A 20356-nucleotide genomic window follows, 5' to 3' on the forward strand; every position below is an offset into this window, starting at 1 on the left:
AGTGAAGCTCTTATTGCTTTCAGAGTCTCTACCAATAACGTGTTTCTACCTAATGTTGGCTTGGGCAATCTAAGCCAACATTTTTTAATCGAATCACCAACTGCCTACCAATAATGAGCTTCAGTTTTTAGTGTAACAATTGAACACGTTAGTTTGTATTACCCCTGTTTCAGCAGGCGCTTAGGCAGCTAATATTCCTTGCTTTGTGTTAACTCGTTCCTTTCCTTTATGCTACAATCGCGCGAGTTTATATAAGAGAAAGAATAGGACACGCTGTGACTTCGTCTCCGGAAAAAGCAGATAAAAATAACCATGTAGCGAATACCAACGCGACATCGGATTCTGCTGCTGATCAAGCTAATCAAAAAAAGCAAAACAACAAACAACAAGCACCTAAAGCTAGCGCATCTCAAAATAGCCCAGCCTCTCTTCGTAAGGCCTTAAATGAGTGCATGATGCGCGATCGCTTCCGTTTGAGTAAGCGAATTGCTGGTGCGAGTAAAATTAAGAACGAACAAGCTAAGCACGCTGTCTTTGATGAGATTGCGTTAGACATTGCTAAGTCAATGATGACGGCAACTCAGCGTGCTGCGCAAAAACCAACGATTGAATACCCAGAAATTCTCCCTGTTAGCCAAAAACGCGACGACATCGCGAAAGCCATTGCTGAAAACCAAGTGGTTATCGTGGCGGGTGAAACGGGTTCGGGTAAAACCACTCAGCTACCAAAAATCTGTTCTGAGCTTGGCCGTGGTCGCTTTGGCCTAATTGGTCACACTCAGCCTCGTCGTCTTGCTGCGCGTTCGGTTGCGAACCGTATTGCTGAAGAGATGGAAACGCAGCTAGGTGAGTTTGTTGGTTATAAGGTTCGATTCAACGACCAGATTTCTGACAACACACAGATCAAATTGATGACCGACGGTATTCTACTGGCGGAGATTCAACACGACCGTTTTTTAAACCAGTACGACACCATCATCATCGATGAAGCGCACGAACGTAGCCTGAACATCGATTTCATCATGGGTTACCTGAAAGAGTTGCTACCAAAGCGTCCTGATCTGAAAGTGATCATCACGTCGGCAACCATCGATCCAGAGCGTTTCTCTAAACACTTCAATAATGCGCCAATCATCGAAGTGTCTGGCCGTACTTACCCAGTAGACACGCGTTACCGCCCATTAGGTGGTGATGAAAGTGACTCAGATCGCGACCAAATTGAAGGCATCTTTGAAGCGGTTGATGAACTGTGTGATGAAGGGCTTGGCGATATCTTGATCTTCATGAACGGTGAGCGAGAGATTCGTGATACCGCAGATGCATTAAGTAAACGTAACCTACGTGATACTGAGATTGTTCCGCTATACGCTCGTCTGTCCGCGGGAGAGCAGAACCGAATCTTCCAGTCTCACACGGGACGACGCATCGTTCTGGCAACCAACGTGGCAGAAACCTCGTTAACCGTTCCGGGCATCAAGTATGTTATCGACCCGGGTACGGCGCGTATTAGCCGTTACAGCTACCGCACCAAAGTACAGCGTCTACCGATTGAGCCCGTGTCTCAAGCGAGTGCAAATCAGCGTAAAGGTCGTTGTGGTCGTGTTGCGGAAGGTATCTGTATTCGCTTGTATTCGGAGGAAGATTTCGAATCACGCCCAGAGTTTACTGACCCAGAGATCCTTCGTACTAACCTAGCATCGGTTATCCTTCAGATGACAGCGCTAGGCCTCGGCGACATTCAAGCGTTCCCATTTGTTGAAGCGCCCGATAAGCGCAACATTCAAGATGGTGTAAGGCTGCTTGAAGAGCTTGGTGCGATCGCGACTGTTGAACCGTCAGCCAACAAAAACAAGAACCAAGGCGATGACAAGAAGAAGCTCACCGCGATTGGCCGTAAGCTAGCAAAACTGCCTATCGATCCACGTTTAGCGCGTATGGTGATTGAAGCGCCACGTAACCGATGCCTACACGAAGTGATGGTGATTGCGTCTGCGTTGTCGATTCAAGATCCGCGTGAGCGCCCGTCAGACAAGCAACAATCGTCTGATGACAAGCACAAACGTTTCTTCGATAAAGAGTCTGATTTCATTACGTTTGTGAACCTATGGGATTACATCAAGCAGCAGCAAAAAGCGCTGTCGAGTAACCAGTTCCGCAAACAGTGTAAGCAGGATTACCTCAACTATTTACGTATTCGTGAATGGCAAGATGTGTACTTCCAAATTCACCAAGCGATGCGTGAACTGGATACTAAGTTGAATACAGAGCCGGGCAGCTATGATGGCATTCATATCTCGCTACTATCAGGCCTGCTTTCGCACATCGGTATGAAAGACCAAGAGAAGAATGAGTATCAAGGTGCACGTAACGCACGTTTCCATATCTTCCCTGCGTCTGGCCTATTTAAGAAACAGCCTAAATGGATCATGTCTGCTGAGTTGGTGGAAACCTCAAAACTTTGGGGTCGTGTTATCGCCAAGATTCAACCTGAATGGATTGAACCGCTAGCGAAACACCTGATTAAACGTAGCTATAGCGAACCACACTGGTCGAAGAAACAAGCGGCAGTCATGGCACACGAAAAAGTGATGCTTTACGGAATCCCGATTGTTCCTAAACGCCTTGTGAACTACGGTGCAATTGATGCAACAGTCAGCCGTGAGTTGTTTGTACGTAGTGCATTAGTAGAAGGTGAGTGGGAAACCAAACACACCTTCTTCAAGCAAAACCGCAAGCTACTGCAAGAAGTGGAAGAGCTTGAGCATAAATCGCGTCGTCGTGACATCTTGATAGACGATGATGAACTGTTCGATTTCTATGACCAGCGTGTTGGCGAAGAGGCAGTTTCAGGCCGTCACTTCGATACATGGTGGAAGAAGACCAGCCAGAAAACCCCTGAGCTGCTGAACTTTGAAAAGTCGATGCTGTTCCGAGGTGATGCTAGCCACGTTACTGACTTGGATTACCCGAACTTCTGGCACCAAAACGGTATCAAGCTCAAGCTGAGTTACCAATTTGAGCCGGGCGATGACAACGATGGTGTAACGGTACACATTCCGCTGCCTATCTTGAACCAGATCGACCAGAACGGGTTCGATTGGCAGATCCCAGGACTACGTCAGGAATTGGTGATTAGCCTAATCAAGTCATTACCTAAAACGCTACGACGTAACTTTGTGCCTGCGCCAAACTACGCCGATGCGTTCTTGGCTCGTGTTACACCGTTAGAAGCGCCGCTGTTAGACTCTCTTGAGAAAGAGCTGCGCCGTATGACAGGTGTTGAAGTGGTCCGTGACGACTGGAAGTTAGACCAGATTCCGGAGCACTTAAAGGTAACATTCCGCGCTGTCGATCATCGCAAGCGTAAGCTGAAAGAACAGAAAGATTTGCATGAACTGAAAGAGAGCCTGAAAGACAAGGTTCAAGAAACGCTTTCTAAAGTTGCGGATGATGATATCGAGCAGCAGAATCTGCACACGTGGAGCTTTGGTGAGTTACCAAAAGTCTACCAACAGAAGCGTGGCGGCTACGATGTTAAAGCCTTCCCTGCGCTGGTGGATACCAAAGACAGCGTAGAGATCAAACTGTTCGAAACCGAGCAAGAGCAGATCTCGGCAATGAAATCGGGTCAACGTCGTTTGATCTTATTGAACGTGCCATCGCCGATCAAATACTTGCACTCGAACTTGCCGAACAAATCGAAACTTGGCCTGTACTTCAACCCATACGGACAGGTACTTGATTTAATCGATGACTGTATCGCTTGTGGTATTGATAAGCTGATTGAAGAGAAGGGCGGTTTGGTTTGGGAGCCAGAGCAGTTTGAAGCACTGAAAGAACACGTACGTGCAGAGTTGGGTGATACCGTTGTTGAGATTGCTCAACAGGTTGAAACCATCTTAACCACGGCATTCAGCATCAGTAAGAAGCTAAAAGGCCGTGTTGATCTTTCAATGGCATTCGCACTTTCTGATATAAAAGCTCAGGTAGAAGGTTTGATTTTTAAGGGTTTTGCCACAGAATGTGGATGGAAACGCCTGCCAGATATTCTACGCTATATGAGAGCGATTGAACGTCGCATGGAAAAACTGCCAATTGACCCGAACAAAGATCGTCTTCACATGATCAAAGTTGAGTCAGTAATGAATGATTACAAAGAACTGCTGAATAAAATTCCAAAAGGGATCGCGGTTCCAGAAAATGTAAAAGAGGTGCGTTGGATGATAGAAGAGCTTCGTGTAAGCTTCTTCGCACAGCAGCTCGGTACGCCTTACCCAGTATCAGATAAGCGTGTTAAAAACGCGATTGATGCTTGCTAAAGGAATAAAGCTAGACGCAATAGCAAGGTTTGGGTATAAATCTTGCTTATTGCATTACTAATTGAATAGTTATTACATACAGGGCGACTTGGTGGCAATTTATTACCACTCAAGGCCTGCCACTAGGACGAAAAAGGTCGAATATGAAAAAAACGTTATTGGCACTAGCACTACTAGGTGCATCTTCAACAGCAATGGCTGATTCTTGGTTGTACGGCGGTGTAATGGGTGGTCAAAACTCATTCGCTGGTGAAGATGAAAATGCGGTGGGCATCCACGTAGGTACAGGTATCCTTCCACTAATCGGTGTTGAAGCGGGTTACTGGGATCTAGGTTCTTTCGACAACGTTAGCTACGGCAACCGTGCTAAACAAGGTGTTGACGTAAGCACTGCTTACTTAGCGATCAAACCAAGCATCGACTTCGGTCCTCTTCACGTATACGCGAAGGGTGGTCTTCATTCTTACGAAGTGAAAGGCGATAACTTCAAGCAAGACGACGTTGATATCATGTACGCTGTAGGCGCTGAATACTTCATCTTCGGTCCACTATCTGTAGGCGCTAGCTACCAAAACTTCAAAATGAAAGATGACGACGCAGGCGTTTTCTCTCTAAACGCAACTATCCACCTACTGTAATCAATCAGTAATGCGATCAGTCGTTAAGAGTTCGTAAGAATTCAAAAAAAATGCCAGCTTGATAGCTGGCATTTTTGTATCTGTTAACCGTGTAATCGCTACTCTGTTTTCTTACAACAGATAGCGGGCCGACGGTTACTTTTTACTGTTCAGAATACGCTGAATTCTAGGGTTAATCGCTTTGCCGTGTTGGCTTTCGTACTCTTCACGTTTTAAATCGTTGAGGTTCTTCACTGAGTTAGCGGCAAGAAGGAATTGCGGCAACTCCGTTTCTAGCATGCCTTTCTCATCTAAACGTTTTGCTTCCAAGTAGTACTTCTTAAACAGGCCATCAAGCTTGTTTTCCGCAGTGCGCTTCAAGTCATACAGCTTGTTTTGAATCAGCCATTTCTCAATCTTGTTCACCGCTGTACGCGACAACACACGGATACGGCTATCCAACAGCTCTTCTTCGGTCAAAGAGTCTTTCAGGATCCACAGCTCACCCATTTGCGGCGGCCAACTGTTGCCAAGCTGAATGCGCTCGTGACAGTGCATTAGCACTCGGTTTAGGCCGTCTGAATCAACAGAGTTAGCAAACTCAATGAACTTACCACTTGGCTCACTACCGTACTGATATTCCCACTGTGTTTCGTAAACGCTCAAGAAAGAGCCGAACACGTGAATACACCAATCGGTTAGTTCTAATTCTGCGGCATCCTGATCAACAACTGGCACTTGTTGAGACGCACCAGTGCTAGCAGCATTAGGTGTCGCTACTTCCGTACTCTGTGCTTCAATAACGTCAGGTACTGCGGGATCTTTAGGCAGCACTTCCGGAACAACAGGTTGAGCTTGCTCAGAAGGTTGGCTTTTTGCCTTTTTGAATGAGCTGCTGCCTGAAGCGTTCAGATGGGCTAAGCTTTTGTCGATACCCATTTCCTTGAGCTTGTCCTGCATTTCCTGAATATTGAGAGGTCTTCTGCTGTTGTTGTCTTTCATTTTGCTTCTCGTTAACTAACCAGTACTGCAACTTGGATTCGATGCGTGATATTGGCATTAGTTCATTGGCTTTGGCTTTATACCAGAGGACAAATTTTTTCCATACTAAACTATGGTCACCAGCAAGGCCGGAGAATTTAAACGCACGTTCCGCCCATGTTGGAATGATCTCTTCATCCAAATCATGCGTTGAAACGGTGTTGCTGTTCATTGAGCCTCTGCCTTGTGGGCGAGGGGCATGTTGCATGTGTTGCATTGGCGCCGGAGCAGGCTGAAACTTAGGTGCAGGTGCAGGTGCAGGTGCAGGTGCAGGTGCAGGTGCAGGTGCAGGTGCAGGTGCAGGTGCAGTAGAGTAGACCGGAATACTATTGGCCGGTTGAGCCTCAACGTGCGCTGCAGCTTGCTCTTGCTCAATGAGCATTTTGAAAACGTGAATCTCTTTTTGATCTCGATAATCTACTTTCACCTTATCGAGAAAACCTTGGTCGACTAAACACTTAAGACAGTCGGCTAAACCAAACGTAGAGAGAGCACAAAGTTGACCTGCTGTCTGTAGGCACACATTGGTGTAGCCGAATTCGTCAGCACCGTCTGCAAGCATCAATAAAACCAGCTTTTCTGCTGGGCTAGAAGTATTCACTTGCCAAGCTAAATAAGAATATTTGGCGCTCAATATCGTGTTCTCAAAAAAGGTAAGTCGTTGTCACTATTGTAAGTCACCCCTTACCGAATTTATAGCAACTTAACAGAAAACGGCATTAGTAAGCCAAATATTGACCATAAGGAGACGTCTGCCCTAAAAAGTAAGCCTACAGTCATTCATTCTTGTGGTTAGCGCTAGGAATCATTGGGCATGAATGCGCATAGCAGCTTAAAGTGACGACATTCTTTGTTAGGTTAAGAATGACCAATTCACTTTCGCAATCTGTAGGTCAAAATACGGGTCTTCTCTTAAGGTCGACTATTGATGATTGTCTTATCGACTCCCAATCCACCTATCCATTCAAATTCTGAATTTAATTTATAAAACACCTTGATGTGATCAATATTTGCGCTATTATGACGATAAGTCAGAAATGACGAAGCGTCACAAAATGGTTAACTACATGAATTTACTATTCGTGTTAATATATTGGATAGGAGCGTTTTAAATACTGGCGAAGCTTAGGTAATGGCTAAGCTCATATACGGACTGAGAAATTATGTTTGGCTTTGGTTGTAAAGGCGATAAACAAGGTATCTTTGGTTGCAAAGGCGTGTTGTCTAAAAAGCAGCAGTCTATTGCAGACCGAGAAGTAGAGTTGATGTTGTTAGCAAAAGATCTGGTTCGAGAACAAGGGTTCGGGAACCTCACGATGGACAGGCTAACGGCAGCAAGTTCTTATTCTAAAGGTACGATATACAATCACTTTTGCAGCAAAGAAGACGTGGTTTTAGCCTTGTGTATTCACTCTTTAAAGACCGAGGCATTGATGTTTGCTCGTTCTGGAGAGTTTGAAGGCAACACTCGCGAAAAGATCGTCGCACTGCACGTTGCTTACCGAATCTATGCGCGCATGGAACCGGTATTATCAACCTGTGCGATCATGGCAAAAAGCCCGTGGGTACTGGAGAAAGCGTCTAGTGCACGCGTAGCTGAGATGAATGAACTGGAAGAGTTAGTGATTGAACAAGCCGACACTATGGTTAATCAAGCCGTAGAAACCGGTGACCTTAAGTTCTCTTCTGGTGTAGGTTCTGATGCCATCGTGTTTGCTAACTGGTCAATCGCATTTGGTTCAAATGCCTTGTCACAGAACGCATCAAACAGTCATTGTATTAAGCGGTTACAAGACCCGTATTCAGTATTACACAACGCGAACATGCTACTAGACGGCCTCAATTGGCAGCCCCTTTCTACCGACTGGGATTACCGTAAAACTTGGCGTCGTGTAGAACAAGAACTGTTCAGTGAAGAGATCGCTTACTTAGAATCTGTAGGTCGATAGCTTCCATTAAGCCCACACATGTGGGTTTATTAATAACCATTTTTGACGATTCGTCACAACTTGAGATTAACCGACTGTGGTTGCTGTTTTCTTGAGTGTTTGACTAAGAGTTGTGTCTTTTGTCAGCTTCGGCTGGCTTTTTATGACACAAATATGACGAATCGTCACAAATGGAGACTGTGATGAAACATGACAGCCAGAAGCCCGCTTTCGATCAGCAAAATCGAGATAACCCTAATGCCGATAGCGTAAACGCAGATCTAAATAACAGTTGGCACTCAATACCTACCAAACGTTCGTTTATCGTTCTGCTGGTGGTGTTTTCAATCATCATTCTCTCTGCATTAGGGGCTAAGAACCTCTATTTTAGAGGGGACTACAACATATTCTTCGAAGGCACCAACAAACAGTTGATGGCGTTCGATGAAATCCAAACCACCTTTGCAAAAACCGACAACCTTGCGATTGTTGTCGCCCCTGAAGATGGCAATGTCTTCACTCCTGAAACCCTCACATTAATTCAAAACCTCACGGTTGACGCGTGGCAGATCCCGTACTCAAGCCGTGTGGATTCTCTTGCCAATTATCAGCACACCGAAGCCATTGAAGATGACCTCTTGGTAGAAGACTTGCTGTATGAAGAGTACGAACACACACCAGAGCGCATCGCCAAAGTAAAACAGATCGCCCTCAACGAACCATTGCTCAAGAATGCTTTGGTGTCGGCGTCGGGCGATGTGACCATTGTTAACGTCACAGTGCAACTGCCAGAAATAGATAAAACAGCAGAAGTGCAAGAGGTGATTGCGGCGATTAATGCCATGATCGGCAAGTACCAAGCTCAGTATCCGAATGTGGAATTCCATAAAGCGGGCATCATCGCCATGAACAACGCGTTTATGACTTCGGCTCAACAAGACAGCTCAACGCTCGTACCGTTAATGCTGCTAGTGGTACTGGTGTTCCTGACCTTTATGCTGCGCTCGTTCTTTAGTGTAGTTGCGACGCTTATTGTGATCATCTCTTCGATTGTTGCCACCATGGGTTTATCTGGTTGGGCAGGGATGTTCTTGAGTACCGCAACCGTCAATGTTCCTACCTTAGTGTTAACTTTGGCGGTTGCTGATTGTGTTCACGTAATCGTGACCATGAGACAAGCGATGCAACGCGGGATGGAGAAAGCACAAGCCATTCAATACAGCATTAAGCTCAATGCTATGCCAATTCTGATCACCTCAGTCACTACTGCGATTGGTTTCTTGATGATGAACATGTCGGATTCACCAGTGCTGCGTGATTTCGGTAACTTATCGGCACTAGGCGTACTTATCGCGTGCTTCCTCTCTGTGACTATGCTGCCTGCACTGCTAAAACTGCTGCCTGTGAAACGACTACCTGCTAACCCTGAGGCGGCAAACAAAGTCACCTTCATGGATAAGCTGGGCGATTTTGTCGTAACTAATCGTAAGGCACTGCTGCCTATTTCTACCTTAGTCATCGTTGGTGCTGCGGCGTTAATTCCACTCAACAAAGTGAACGATGAATCGGTGAAGTATTTCGATACTTCAAGTGAATTCAGACAAGCGGCCGACTTTATGGAACAGACCGTAAGCGGCATGACGACCCTTAGCATCGCTGTGAAAACCAATGAGTCTCAAGCGATTGCCGATCCTGTGTTCTTGCAAGCAATTGGCGACTTTACTGAGTGGCTACGCGTCCAACCAGAAACCGATCATGTGGCAACGCTTTCCGATGTTTACATGCGTTTGAATAAGAACATGCATGGCGACGACGACAGCTACTACAAGCTACCGCTTAACCGAGAGCTAGCCGCGCAATACCTGCTGCTTTATGAGATGTCTTTGCCGTACGGCTTGGACTTGAACAATCAAATCAACGTCGATAAGTCATCGATCAAAATGGTACTCACGGTCGACAACCTAGGCAGCGTTGAGCTAGTGGAACTCGAAGAGCGCATTTACTCATGGTTTGCGGCAAATGCGCCTCAGTATGAAGTAGTCGCGTCGAGCCCATCACTGATGTTTGCCCACATTGGCGAAACCAACATGGCGAGTATGCTATCGACTCTGCCTATTACTTTAGTGCTTATCTCTGGCTTGATGATCTTTGCATTGCGCTCGGTTCGCTTAGGCATGATCAGCCTAGTGCCAAACATTGCGCCTGCGATCATTGGCTTTGGTTTATGGGCGCTTATCTCAGGTGAAATCAATCTTGGTTTGTCAGTCGTGGTTACGCTCACGTTGGGTATCGTTGTTGATGATGCGGTGCACTTCTTAAGTAAATACCAACGCGCCAGAATCGAAGGGAAATCAGCAGAAGAAGCGGTTCGATATGCCTTCCACACCGTTGGACGCGCCTTGTGGATCACCACGGTTGTACTGGTGGCTGGCTTCTCTGTACTGGCGATGTCGAGCTTCAGACTCAACTCCGACATGGGCTTGCTCAGCGCGATTGTGATTTTCATTGCGCTGGTGGTCGACTTCATCTTGCTACCGAGCTTACTGATGATCTTCGACAAACAGACGCACTATGCAGATAAACCTCAGCACGAATCGCAACCGTCTAAAACAGAGCCATCTAAAACAGCACAGCCTAACTCGACAGCCGAACTGACTACATCGACCAAATAAGGAAATGTCAGCCTGCTGCGGTGGACTGACTCAAGGAGATATTTATGAAAAGCGTTAAACAATCATTCGTTACTACATTATTCAGTATGGGCGCGGTATTAGCTTTCCCTGCGTTAGCCGACCCTGCGAAAGGCCTAGAGATTGCTGAGCAACGTAAAGCCGTTGATATGGGGTGGGGCGATTCTGTCGCGACCATGGAAATGCTACTTCGTAACAAGCAAGGCGAAAGCAGCTCGCGTCTAATGCGATTGAAGTCGTTAGAAGTGGATGACGATGGCGACAAAGGGCTAACCATATTTGATGAGCCACGCGATGTAAAAGGTACGGCTTTCCTAAACCATTCACACATTACTAAGTCGGATGACCAATGGCTGTATCTGCCTGCATTGAAACGTGTGAAGCGTATCTCTTCACGCAACAAATCGGGCCCGTTTATGGGCAGTGAATTTGCGTATGAAGACTTAAGCTCGTTTGAACTAGAAAAGTACACCTTCAACTACATTGAAGACGCCAAAATCGAAGGCGTTGATACCTTTGTTTTAGAGCAAGTGCCGACCGACAAAAACTCTGGCTACACCATGCAAAAAGTATGGCTAGACCAACAATACTACCGCCCCGTTCAAGTGGAGTTTTACGACCGTAAAGGCGCATTGCTGAAAACTCTATCGTTCCAAGACTACAAACAATACCTAAACCAATACTGGCGCGCACACACCATGTCGATGCAAAACCACCAAACAGGCAAAAGTACGGTATTAACTACGACAGATTTAGCCTTCCAGACCGGTCTTAAAGACAAGGATTTCCAAAAGAACACACTAAAACGTGCAAAATAAGGCAGGAATATGAAAAGGATTGTGGCAACAGGAACCCAGTTATCCTTAACTTTGGCAGCGACAGTCGGGCTTATGCAGGTGTCGCTGCCTTGTGTGGCGGCAGGCTTTAGCTCTGAATTCGTAGAACAGGTTACCCCGGAGCTCGCAGGGCAGGTTAACCTTGAACACAGGCAGTTCTTTAGTGATGGCTTACAGGGGCAAGACAAAGGGCAAAGCTCACTGGTGTTGCAGCCAGAGTTCTACTGGGAGCAACAAGAGGGCAATAGCAGCTTTACCTTCACGCCGTTTTATCGGTTAGACAGCGAAGACGGTGAGCGAACCCATGGCGACGTTCGTGAAGCTCTGTATCTAACCTATTGGGATGATTACGAACTGCGAGCGGGTGTTGGCAAAGTGTTCTGGGGTGTGACCGAATCGGCGCACTTGGTGGATGTGGTAAACCAAACCGATGCTATTGAATCGGTCGATGGCGAATCCAAGTTAGGTCAGCCAATGGTGCACTTCACCTCGATCAAAGAGTGGGGCACCATCGACGCTATGTTATTGCCGTATTTTCGTGAGCGTACCTTTGCGGGCGAAGATGGACGCTTAAGACCAACGGTGCCAGTATCGGATGATGCGCTTTACGAATCCTCACGAGAAGAAAAGCACGTTGATGTGGGGCTGCGCTATAGCCAAATGTACGGCGATTGGGATGTCGGCTTAAGCTATTTAGGAGGTACGAACCGTGACCCTTATTACCGTGTTGAAAGTAATGAGCTCAAGCCGTATTACGCACAAATGCAGCACTTTGGACTTGATGTGCAAGGCATTATCGGAGACTGGTTATGGAAGCTGGAAAGCATTTATCGCGACAGTTACGATAACCATACAGGCGTAGCAACAGGCTTTGAATATACCTGGGTTGGCGCGCTTGAATCGTATTGGGATATCGGCTTCATTGCTGAATACCTGTATGACAGCCGAGGCAATAACGCCCAAACCATCGGTCAAAACGATGTGTTCCTTGGAGCTCGTTTCGCCTTGAACGATGAAGATGGGACTGAGGTGCTTACAGGCATCACTCAAGACTTAGATAACAGTGATGTCTACAGTGCGAAGTTAGAAGCCTCGAGCCGCATCAACAACAACCTTAAGTGGCGGTTGAATGCTTGGTTGTTTGAGAACGAAACCCCAGAAGATTTGCTGTTCTTCGCGCGCAAGGATGACTTTGTTGAGATGGCGTTGGAATATTATTTCTAGTGTTAGCTTCGTGAGGCGCTCTTGTTAAAAGGGGCGTCTCAAATTTAAGATGACCCATATTTAGAATGTTCAAAGTCGCCTTTTTATAAAACGGATCAAACAATCGAATAGACCCACAGGTAGAATGGTTATATTTTTCGAATATCTATAGCCTCCGAATATGCATGTAAATTGTGCTGGCGGTATCGACCCTAAGGGATTTATGAATTCATTTAACTGGGATAAAAACTTTGAAACAGGCATTGGTGTTGTAGATGAACAGCATCAATATCTTGTTGGTTTTATCAACCACTACGGAAACCTGTTGTCAGAGAATACTATCTCTATTGACGACATTAACGTCGCTTTACTCGATCTCACACGCTATGCCGAATTTCACTTTAAAGAGGAAGAATCTTTGATGAGGGATTGCGGTGTGTATGAGTTACACATTGAAGAGCACATCAAAGTGCATCGTGTATTCATGCAAGATATCTACAGCATGCAAGCTTTCATCTTGGAAGAAGATCAGGTGTCCGCACGGCAGTTACTTGATTTCTTAATCCACTGGCTTGCTTATCACATCCTCGGCATCGACCAAAACATGGCGCGACAAATGACCGCCATAGAAGAGGGCGCGACATCTCTGCAAGCCTTTGAAGCGGAGGAAAAGCAGCAAGACTCTTCGACTGTGCCTTTGTTGGCGGCTCTTAAAGGCTTATTTGAACAAGTCTCTGAACGCAATAAGCAGTTGTTACGCTTCAACCAGTTACTCGAAGATAAAGTTGAGGAACGCACGGCTGAATTAAAAAGAGCGAACAAGAGACTTGAAGAGCTGTCATTAACCGACTCTCTCACTAATTTGCATAACCGTCGTAGTGCTTTTAAACAGTTAGCGCTGCATTGGCAAGACTCTAAAGAACTTGGCATGCCTTTAGTGTGCATTATGATTGATGCCGACCACTTCAAGCGCATTAATGACACTAGCGGTCATGATGCAGGCGACTTGGTGCTAAAAACCCTCTCGCGTGAACTGAAAAACACGTTCCGTAATGATGATATTGTTTGCCGGTTAGGTGGCGATGAGTTCTTGGTTATCTGCCCAGACACCGACCTTAAAGGTGGGATGTACATAGCGGAAACCGCTCGACAGAAAGTGTCTGAATTAGAGGTTGAAACCAGTAATCAAGTTTGGATTGGCAGCATTAGTGTTGGTGTCGCTGAAATAACCGAAGAATTCGGCTCAATGAACGATTTGATTAAAGCCGCCGATGAGTCCGTCTATTTAGCGAAAAACGCAGGTAAAGATAGCGTTTGTTCGATTCAGATTTAGATCTCGGTTTACTTGAGACTGAGAGCACCGTTCACTTCAAATCTAGAACGCTGCTCGCCTTAGATTTAGAACACGGTTCACTACAAATCCAGAACCTAGCTGCTTTAAATCTAAAACCTAGCTCGCTTTAGTTTTTAAGCGCTATCCACTTCCAAATAAACAAGTGGCACCCGTAATTGTGCCACTTCTTATCACTCCTCATTAATATCCTGTTAAATTTGCCGTGTTTTTAGTCAATAACTTGTTCTTTTAGCGATTCAATTTGGCATTGGTTGCGTGTTTGATTACTATGTGTAGCTATCTAAAAAAACTAATCATCCGATACGGACACTACCAACTGGTAGATGAGGAAATGATGCAACATCTAGAAGAGATCATTGCTAATGCAACGACTGCTATTGATACAGCAGATTCGTTAGTCGCACTTGATGAAGTGCGAGTTCAGTATTTAGGTAAGAAGGGTGAACTAACTCTTCAACTACAAAGCCTAGGTAAACTTCCACCTGAAGAGCGTCGCACTGCTGGTCAAGAGATCAACAAAGCGAAAGGTGCTGTTCAACAAGCGATCGCAGCTCGCAAAGACGCACTACAACGTGCAGAGCTTGAAGCGAAACTAGCTGAAGAAACTATCGATGTGAGCCTACCAGGTCGTCGCATTGAGAACGGTGGTCTTCATCCAGTTACTCGCACAGTTGAGCGTATCGAACAGTTCTTTGGTGAGCTTGGCTTTAGCACTGAGTCTGGCCCTGAGATCGAAGATGCATTCCACAACTTTGATGCACTAAACATCGCAGACGATCACCCAGCTCGTACTGATCACGATACTTTCTTCTTCAACCCTGATCTAATGCTACGTACGCACACTTCTGGTGTTCAAATCCGTACGATGGAAAACGGCAAACCGCCATTCCGCTTCATTGCTCCGGGTCGTGTTTACCGTAACGACTACGATCAAACTCACACGCCAATGTTCCACCAAGTGGAAGGTATGTTAGTTGATGAGAACGTAAACTTCGCACAACTTAAAGGCATTCTTAACGATTTCCTTTGTAACTTCTTTGAAGAAGAAGTTGAAGTGCGTTTCCGTCCTTCATTCTTCCCGTTCACAGAGCCTTCAGCTGAAGTTGACGTGAAACGTAAAGATGGCAAATGGCTAGAAGTTCTAGGCTGTGGCATGGTTCACCCTAACGTACTTCGCTCTGTTGGCATCGACCCTGAGAAATACTCTGGTTTTGCATTCGGTATGGGTGTAGAGCGTCTAACGATGCTTCGTTACGGCGTAAATGACCTTCGTGCGTTCTTCGAGAACGACCTTCGTTTCCTTAAACAATTCAAGTAATCCGGGGCAGTCAAAACTATGAAATTCAGTGAATCTTGGCTACGCGAGTGGGTTAAACCTGCAATTAACAGCGAAGAGCTAGCTCACCAAATCACTATGGCTGGTTTGGAAGTTGACGATGTAGAGCCTGTTGCGGGTGTTTTCACCGGCGTTAAAGTAGGTAAAGTGGTTGAGTGCGGTCAGCACCCAGACGCAGACAAACTACAAGTAACTAAAATTGATATCGGCGAAGAAGAGCTGCTAGATATCGTTTGTGGTGCATCTAACTGTCGTCTTGGCCTAACTGTAGCAGTAGCAACAGTTGGTGCAGTACTTCCTGGTGACTTCAAAATCAAGAAAGCAAAACTACGTGGCGTTCCATCGCACGGCATGCTTTGTTCTTTCTCTGAGCTAGGTATCGACGTAGAGTCTGACGGCATCCTTGAGCTGCCTGAAGGCACAACGCTAGGTATGGACGTCCGTGAGCTTCTTGAGCTTAACGACGTAACTATCGACGTAGACCTAACAGCAAACCGCGCAGACTGCTTCAGCATCCGTGGCCTTGCTCGTGAAGTTGGCGTACTAAACCGCGCAGACGTTACTGAGCCAACAGTTGACGCTGTTGCAACAAGCATTGAAGACACAGTATCTGTTGAAATCAAAGCAACTGATGCTTGTCCACGTTACCTTGGCCGTGTGGTTAAGAACGTAAACGTGAAAGCGGAATCTCCAATCTGGATGCAAGAAAAACTGCGTCGTTGTGGTATCCGTTCAATCGACCCAGTTGTAGACATCACAAACTACGTGATGCTAGAGCAAGGCCAACCAATGCACGCATTTGATCTAGCTAAGATCGAAGGCGGTATCGTGGTTCGTCTAGCAGAGCAGGGCGAAAAGCTAACACTTCTAGATGGCAACGAAGCTGAACTAAACAGCAACACACTTGTTATCGCAGACCAAAACAAAGCACTAGCAATCGCGGGTATCTTTGGTGGTCAAGATTCAGGTGTTACGACTGAAACGACAGACGTTCTTCTTGAAGCGGCATTCTTCGCACCGGATCACATCCGTGGTCGCGCACGTGCTTACGGCCTCCACACAGATTCTTCTCTACGTTTCGAACGTGGTGTTGATTCAACACTACAAGCAGCAGCAATGGAGCGCGCAACACAGCTTCTAGTTGAAATCTGTGGTGGTGAAGTTGCGCCAGTAAACGGCAGCGAATCTGAAGCTGATCTTCCTAAAGCAAACGTAGTTGCTCTACGTCGCGCTAAGCTAGACAGCCTACTAGGTCACGAAATCCCATCTACAGACGTAGTGGAAATTCTTACTCGCCTAGGTTGTAACGTCGAAACGACAGACGCAGGTTGGACGGCAACGTCTCCATCTTGGCGTTTTGATATAGCAATCGAGCAAGACCTAATTGAAGAAGTAGGTCGTATCTACGGTTACGATAACATTCCAAACCAAGCGCCTAAAGCGGCACTTAAAATGAATGACCACAAAGAAGCTAACCAACCGCTTAAACGCGTTCGTGACCTTCTTGTAGACCGTGGCTACCACGAAGCAATCACATACAGCTTCGTAGAACCAGAACAGCAAAAACTTGTTGTACCTGGTGTTGAGCCGCTAATCCTGCCATTCCCAATCTCTGCGGACATGTCAGCAATGCGTCTTGGCCTAATCCAAGGTCTACTAAACACAGTTGTTCACAACCAGAAGCGTCAACAGTCTCGCGTTCGTCTATTCGAATCAGGCCTACGTTTCATCCCTGAAGCAACGGCTGAAAACGGCATGCGCCAAGAAATGATGCTTGCGGGCGTTATCTCTGGTACTCGTGGCGAAGAGCACTGGGACATTGCAACTAACACTGTAGATTTCTTCGATCTTAAAGGTGACCTAGAAGCCGTTCTTGAGCTTTCAGCAAACGAAATCGCATACAGCTTCAAAGCAGCTAAGCACCCAGCACTTCACCCAGGTCAAACTGCGGCTATCGTAGTAGACGGCAAAGAAGTGGGTATCATTGGTACTGTTCACCCAGAACTAGAGCGTAAGTTTGGTCTTAACGGCCGTACTATCGTATTCGAAATCGAATGGGCAGCTATCAACACTCGCGTGCTTCCAGAAGCAGTAGCCGTATCTAAGTTCCCTGCAAACCGTCGTGATATCGCAGTAGTTGTTGACGAAGCAGTTGCTTCTGGCGACATCGTAGAAGCGTGTATCGCTGCTGGTGGCGAATTCCTAACAGGCGCTAAACTGTTCGACGTTTACGTAGGTAAGGGCGTAGAAGAAGGCAAGAAGAGCCTAGCTATCGCACTGACTCTACAGTCTGTAGAGCGCACACTAGAAGATGCAGACATTGCTGGTTCAGTAGATGCTATCGTGGCTTCAATCTCAGAGAAATTCGGCGCAGCACTTCGCGACTAATCTCTTCTGATAGATAGAAAAACAAAAGGCCTCGCATTGCGAGGCCTTTTTTGTTTTGATAGAAAATAAATAGTAAGCAATTTTAGTGAAAGGCTGCTAGGGTTTAATTTTCAACTTCATCTTATTTGAGTAAAGGACTGGGACTCTACTACTTGTCATATTAAATTAATCATAAAGACTTATATGGGTTTGGATTGACTCACATTTAAGTTCATGAAAAATTTACCACAGTACCTTACCGCTAATCGCACCTGACGGACAGAAAATCAAAGACATAAAAATTGCTAGGTCCTTGGTTTAAGTAATTATTTGAAATAATATTACCTGCACTTGAGGTTTAAGGGAGGAATGACATAAGGTTAACAAGTTGCTTGTCTAGCCATACCAGAAAATCAAATAGCTTTTTTACCATAGTTGTTTGTACTTGATAATCTGATGATGTTACAAATTCGCTAAAATCCCCTGGGCTGGCGGCTAAAATCGGTAATGAAAAAGAGCATATTATTAATAGAGCTACTAAGCCTTTTCGCTTATAGTAATTTTTACTAACGATTGCTTCCTTCCAAAAAGCTTTCCTGCTAATTGTTTCCTCATGGCTTTTTGCATGACAAGAAAATATACTAAGAGATATAAATGTTACAAAAATCAAAGATAGAATTATAAAGACATATACTAATATGTTGTTTTTTTGAGTAGCCAAATTTTTTTCAGATAATTCTTTTGCTAACTTACCATCATCTATATTTGATGCTATTTTTTTTCTGTCATCAAGCTTAAATATAGCTCCTGAACCTATCTCAATTGGTGAGTTATGAAGTTTTCTTGGTTCAATGATCCCTTTTAAGATAAGAGCTAGTGGTCGTGTGGAGTGTGGTGCATCGTCAAAGTTACTGATAACTTGAAAGTGTAGTAAGGTTTCAGTTTTGATTGGCATCGTTGTTCCGTGTACGGAAATTAGTACTCGATTGGAATCAATGTTATTAAATCGTAATGAGTCTAAAATATTAAATGAATCTAAGTTTGATACAAGAAAAACAAGATAGTTACCATCCTTAACTAATTCGGATATATCCATACCTATTTTTGATATTTGACTTTTTGATTTGGAATGTTTTGATTTAAATGAAGATAAAGTTTTGTATTCAATTAGTCCATCTTCACTAATTATATTTTTCATTTCCGGAAAGTATTTTTCTTCCCCAACTATAAATATCTTGTTTGATGACTCAACATCATCTATAAAATTATAATTATTTGTTTCATTGGAAGAGCTTAGCTTTAATGTGCCAGCTTCTAAAACTGCCATAAACCTATTATTAATATCGTCTATATCTTTTCCAGTAACATTAGCTTTTATAGGCTTAGATACTGATTCTTTCATAGATAATACTTTTTCTAGAGAAGACTTAATTCTCTTTAACCCTTGGTCACTTTTACTATAATTTGCCAGTTCATCGATCGACTCTTTTACATCATCCACTGTGAAATTATTGTTACTATGATGTTCGAGGTGACTGATTAGGATGATGTCATGGCCTGCTTCAAAAGCGCTAATTACTAGCTTTGCGTTGTTTAACTTTGACTTGTTTTTATAGTCGTTAATAGAGCGCATGTTTGATATGTCATCGGTCATGATGACTCTATTTCTAATTAGGCTAAGTGATTCGTTGTCAATTAGAGTCTGTAAGCTTTTTTTGCTTACGGTTAGAGGTCTATATGATTTATTTAAATATAGGTGTGAAGTCATTACTCCTGAAATTATATTTATAGTGTTTTTAAAAGGTAGTAAGTTGCTGATGATTGTTTCACTAGTCGCATTTATTCCGACTTCATTTGTATAGTGTGGATTACTTTGAGCAAACCTATATCCTGGGAAGTGTTTTGCTATAACAGCTATATTATGGTTTTTAGCTCCTCGGATAAATTCAGAAGCTATGATAGAAATTATTTTTTCAGAGCCACCAAAGCTTCTATTTCTCAAGGTTGTGTTTCTCACACCTTGAGTATTGACATCTTTATCAAAGACAGGGCCGAGGAGCATGTTAACTCCCACACTCTTTAGTTGTTTTCCAACATCATTTCCAACGTCATAAGCAACTTTAGTCGAATTGTTTGCTGTAATTGTCATTGCACTAGGTGGGGGAACTAAAGGAAATCTTATGGATGAAAATCTATAGCTTTCAAAATCTGCAGCAAACAACAAATTGTTTCCGTCACGGTGCATTCCTCTAACTGACTCCGTAAAGTCTCTAATAATCTGGAGGGCTTTATCTCTGCTATCAGTTTCAGATAGGCTTTTCGCTGGTAGATTGTATGCATTGAGCATAATACCGCCAACGTTTAAGTTGAGCAGCTCTTGAGTTTTTCTGTTAGTTCTAAAGTTATTGTAATCTGCAATGATTCCTGTCACTAAAAGTTGAGCAACTGAGTTTTTTATTCCATGTTGGTCAATGTAGGCATCAGCTAGTGGTGTCAAAGACTCTTTAGGAGTTGCGATGGCTTGTGGGATTGTTGGTAACAGTAGGAAACTGAGGAATAAAAGGAATCGATGCATCCGCGTTTTTTCTTAATTTATTATTAATATAGACAGATAGTATCTTATCATATGAATTTAAAAACCTATATGAATAACTAATAAATGATA

General features: G+C 44.6%; 12 protein-coding genes. 9 read left to right on the plus strand and 3 right to left on the minus strand.

Annotation, left to right across the window (positions count from 1 at the left end):
• Positions 1 to 275 precede the first annotated feature (275 nt).
• Together hrpA and CWO13_RS18120 are read left to right on the plus strand one after the other, a co-directional pair.
• Positions 276 to 4319 (plus strand): ATP-dependent RNA helicase HrpA, encoded by a 4044-nt coding sequence (hrpA, locus tag CWO13_RS18115; RefSeq protein ID WP_102432456.1) that lies wholly within the window; start codon positions 276 to 278, stop codon positions 4317 to 4319.
• A 143-nt stretch (positions 4320 to 4462) separates the two neighbouring features.
• Positions 4463 to 4957, plus strand: coding sequence for an outer membrane beta-barrel protein (locus tag CWO13_RS18120; RefSeq protein WP_017107497.1), 495 nt, complete (start codon positions 4463 to 4465; stop codon positions 4955 to 4957).
• Between the two features lie 135 nt (positions 4958 to 5092).
• On the opposite strand, the gene CWO13_RS18125 is transcribed toward CWO13_RS18120, so the two are convergent.
• Positions 5093 to 5875, minus strand: a complete 783-nt coding sequence (locus CWO13_RS18125; protein WP_048668634.1) for a hypothetical protein — start codon at positions 5873 to 5875, stop codon at positions 5093 to 5095.
• A complete protein-coding gene (locus CWO13_RS18130) occupies positions 5796 to 6611 on the minus strand; it encodes a hypothetical protein (protein ID WP_108083328.1) in 816 nt (271 codons plus the stop codon). Before CWO13_RS18130 ends, CWO13_RS18125 begins: the two co-directional genes overlap by 80 nt.
• 529 nt (positions 6612 to 7140) lie before the next feature.
• Between CWO13_RS18130 and CWO13_RS18135 the strand changes: the two genes are divergently transcribed.
• The 7 genes from CWO13_RS18135 (at position 7141) to pheT (ending at position 17712) form a co-directional block, all read left to right on the plus strand.
• A complete protein-coding gene (locus tag CWO13_RS18135) occupies positions 7141 to 7926 on the plus strand; it encodes a TetR/AcrR family transcriptional regulator (protein ID WP_108083329.1) in 786 nt (261 codons plus the stop codon).
• A 170-nt stretch (positions 7927 to 8096) separates the two neighbouring features.
• Positions 8097 to 10577, plus strand: a complete 2481-nt coding sequence (locus tag CWO13_RS18140; protein WP_241902310.1) for an efflux RND transporter permease subunit — start codon at positions 8097 to 8099, stop codon at positions 10575 to 10577.
• Positions 10578 to 10621: 44 nt separating this feature from the next.
• Positions 10622 to 11413: an outer membrane lipoprotein-sorting protein gene (locus tag CWO13_RS18145; RefSeq protein WP_102432453.1), complete on the plus strand. Its 792-nt coding sequence runs from the start codon at positions 10622 to 10624 to the stop codon at positions 11411 to 11413.
• Between the two features lie 9 nt (positions 11414 to 11422).
• Positions 11423 to 12655, plus strand: a complete 1233-nt coding sequence (locus CWO13_RS18150) for a hypothetical protein (protein ID WP_108083330.1) — start codon at positions 11423 to 11425, stop codon at positions 12653 to 12655.
• Between the two features lie 202 nt (positions 12656 to 12857).
• On the plus strand, positions 12858 to 13967 hold the full coding sequence (locus CWO13_RS18155) for a GGDEF domain-containing protein (protein WP_108083331.1): 1110 nt from the start codon (positions 12858 to 12860) through the stop codon (positions 13965 to 13967).
• Positions 13968 to 14322: 355 nt separating this feature from the next.
• Complete coding sequence (gene pheS, locus CWO13_RS18160) at positions 14323 to 15306, plus strand: phenylalanine--tRNA ligase subunit alpha (protein ID WP_004734764.1); 984 nt, start codon at positions 14323 to 14325, stop codon at positions 15304 to 15306.
• A gap of 18 nt (positions 15307 to 15324) precedes the next feature.
• On the plus strand, positions 15325 to 17712 hold the full coding sequence (gene pheT, locus CWO13_RS18165) for a phenylalanine--tRNA ligase subunit beta (RefSeq protein ID WP_108083332.1): 2388 nt from the start codon (positions 15325 to 15327) through the stop codon (positions 17710 to 17712).
• Positions 17713 to 18049: 337 nt separating this feature from the next.
• On the opposite strand, the gene CWO13_RS18170 is transcribed toward pheT, so the two are convergent.
• Positions 18050 to 20188: a glycoside hydrolase family 3 N-terminal domain-containing protein gene (locus tag CWO13_RS18170; RefSeq protein WP_258186394.1), complete on the minus strand. Its 2139-nt coding sequence runs from the start codon at positions 20186 to 20188 to the stop codon at positions 18050 to 18052.
• Between the last annotated feature and the right edge of the window lie 168 nt (positions 20189 to 20356).

It is taken from the genome of Vibrio sp. ZF 223, from assembly GCF_003050585.1.
GTDB lineage: Bacteria > Pseudomonadota > Gammaproteobacteria > Enterobacterales > Vibrionaceae > Vibrio > Vibrio crassostreae.

Excerpts from the sequence above, each read along its gene's own strand:
- CWO13_RS18120 (WP_017107497.1), top strand. The coding sequence starts at position 4,463 with ATGAAAAAAACGTTATTGGCACTAGCACTACTAGGTGCATCTTCAACA.
- CWO13_RS18150 (WP_108083330.1), top strand. The coding sequence starts at position 11,423 with ATGAAAAGGATTGTGGCAACAGGAACCCAGTTATCCTTAACTTTGGCA.
- CWO13_RS18125 (WP_048668634.1), bottom strand. The coding sequence starts at position 5,875 with ATGGGTATCGACAAAAGCTTAGCCCATCTGAACGCTTCAGGCAGCAGC.
- pheT (WP_108083332.1), top strand. The coding sequence starts at position 15,325 with ATGAAATTCAGTGAATCTTGGCTACGCGAGTGGGTTAAACCTGCAATT.
- CWO13_RS18145 (WP_102432453.1), top strand. The coding sequence starts at position 10,622 with ATGAAAAGCGTTAAACAATCATTCGTTACTACATTATTCAGTATGGGC.
- CWO13_RS18140 (WP_241902310.1), top strand. The coding sequence starts at position 8,097 with ATGGAGACTGTGATGAAACATGACAGCCAGAAGCCCGCTTTCGATCAG.
- pheS (WP_004734764.1), top strand. The coding sequence starts at position 14,323 with ATGCAACATCTAGAAGAGATCATTGCTAATGCAACGACTGCTATTGAT.
- CWO13_RS18155 (WP_108083331.1), top strand. The coding sequence starts at position 12,858 with ATGAATTCATTTAACTGGGATAAAAACTTTGAAACAGGCATTGGTGTT.
- CWO13_RS18135 (WP_108083329.1), top strand. The coding sequence starts at position 7,141 with ATGTTTGGCTTTGGTTGTAAAGGCGATAAACAAGGTATCTTTGGTTGC.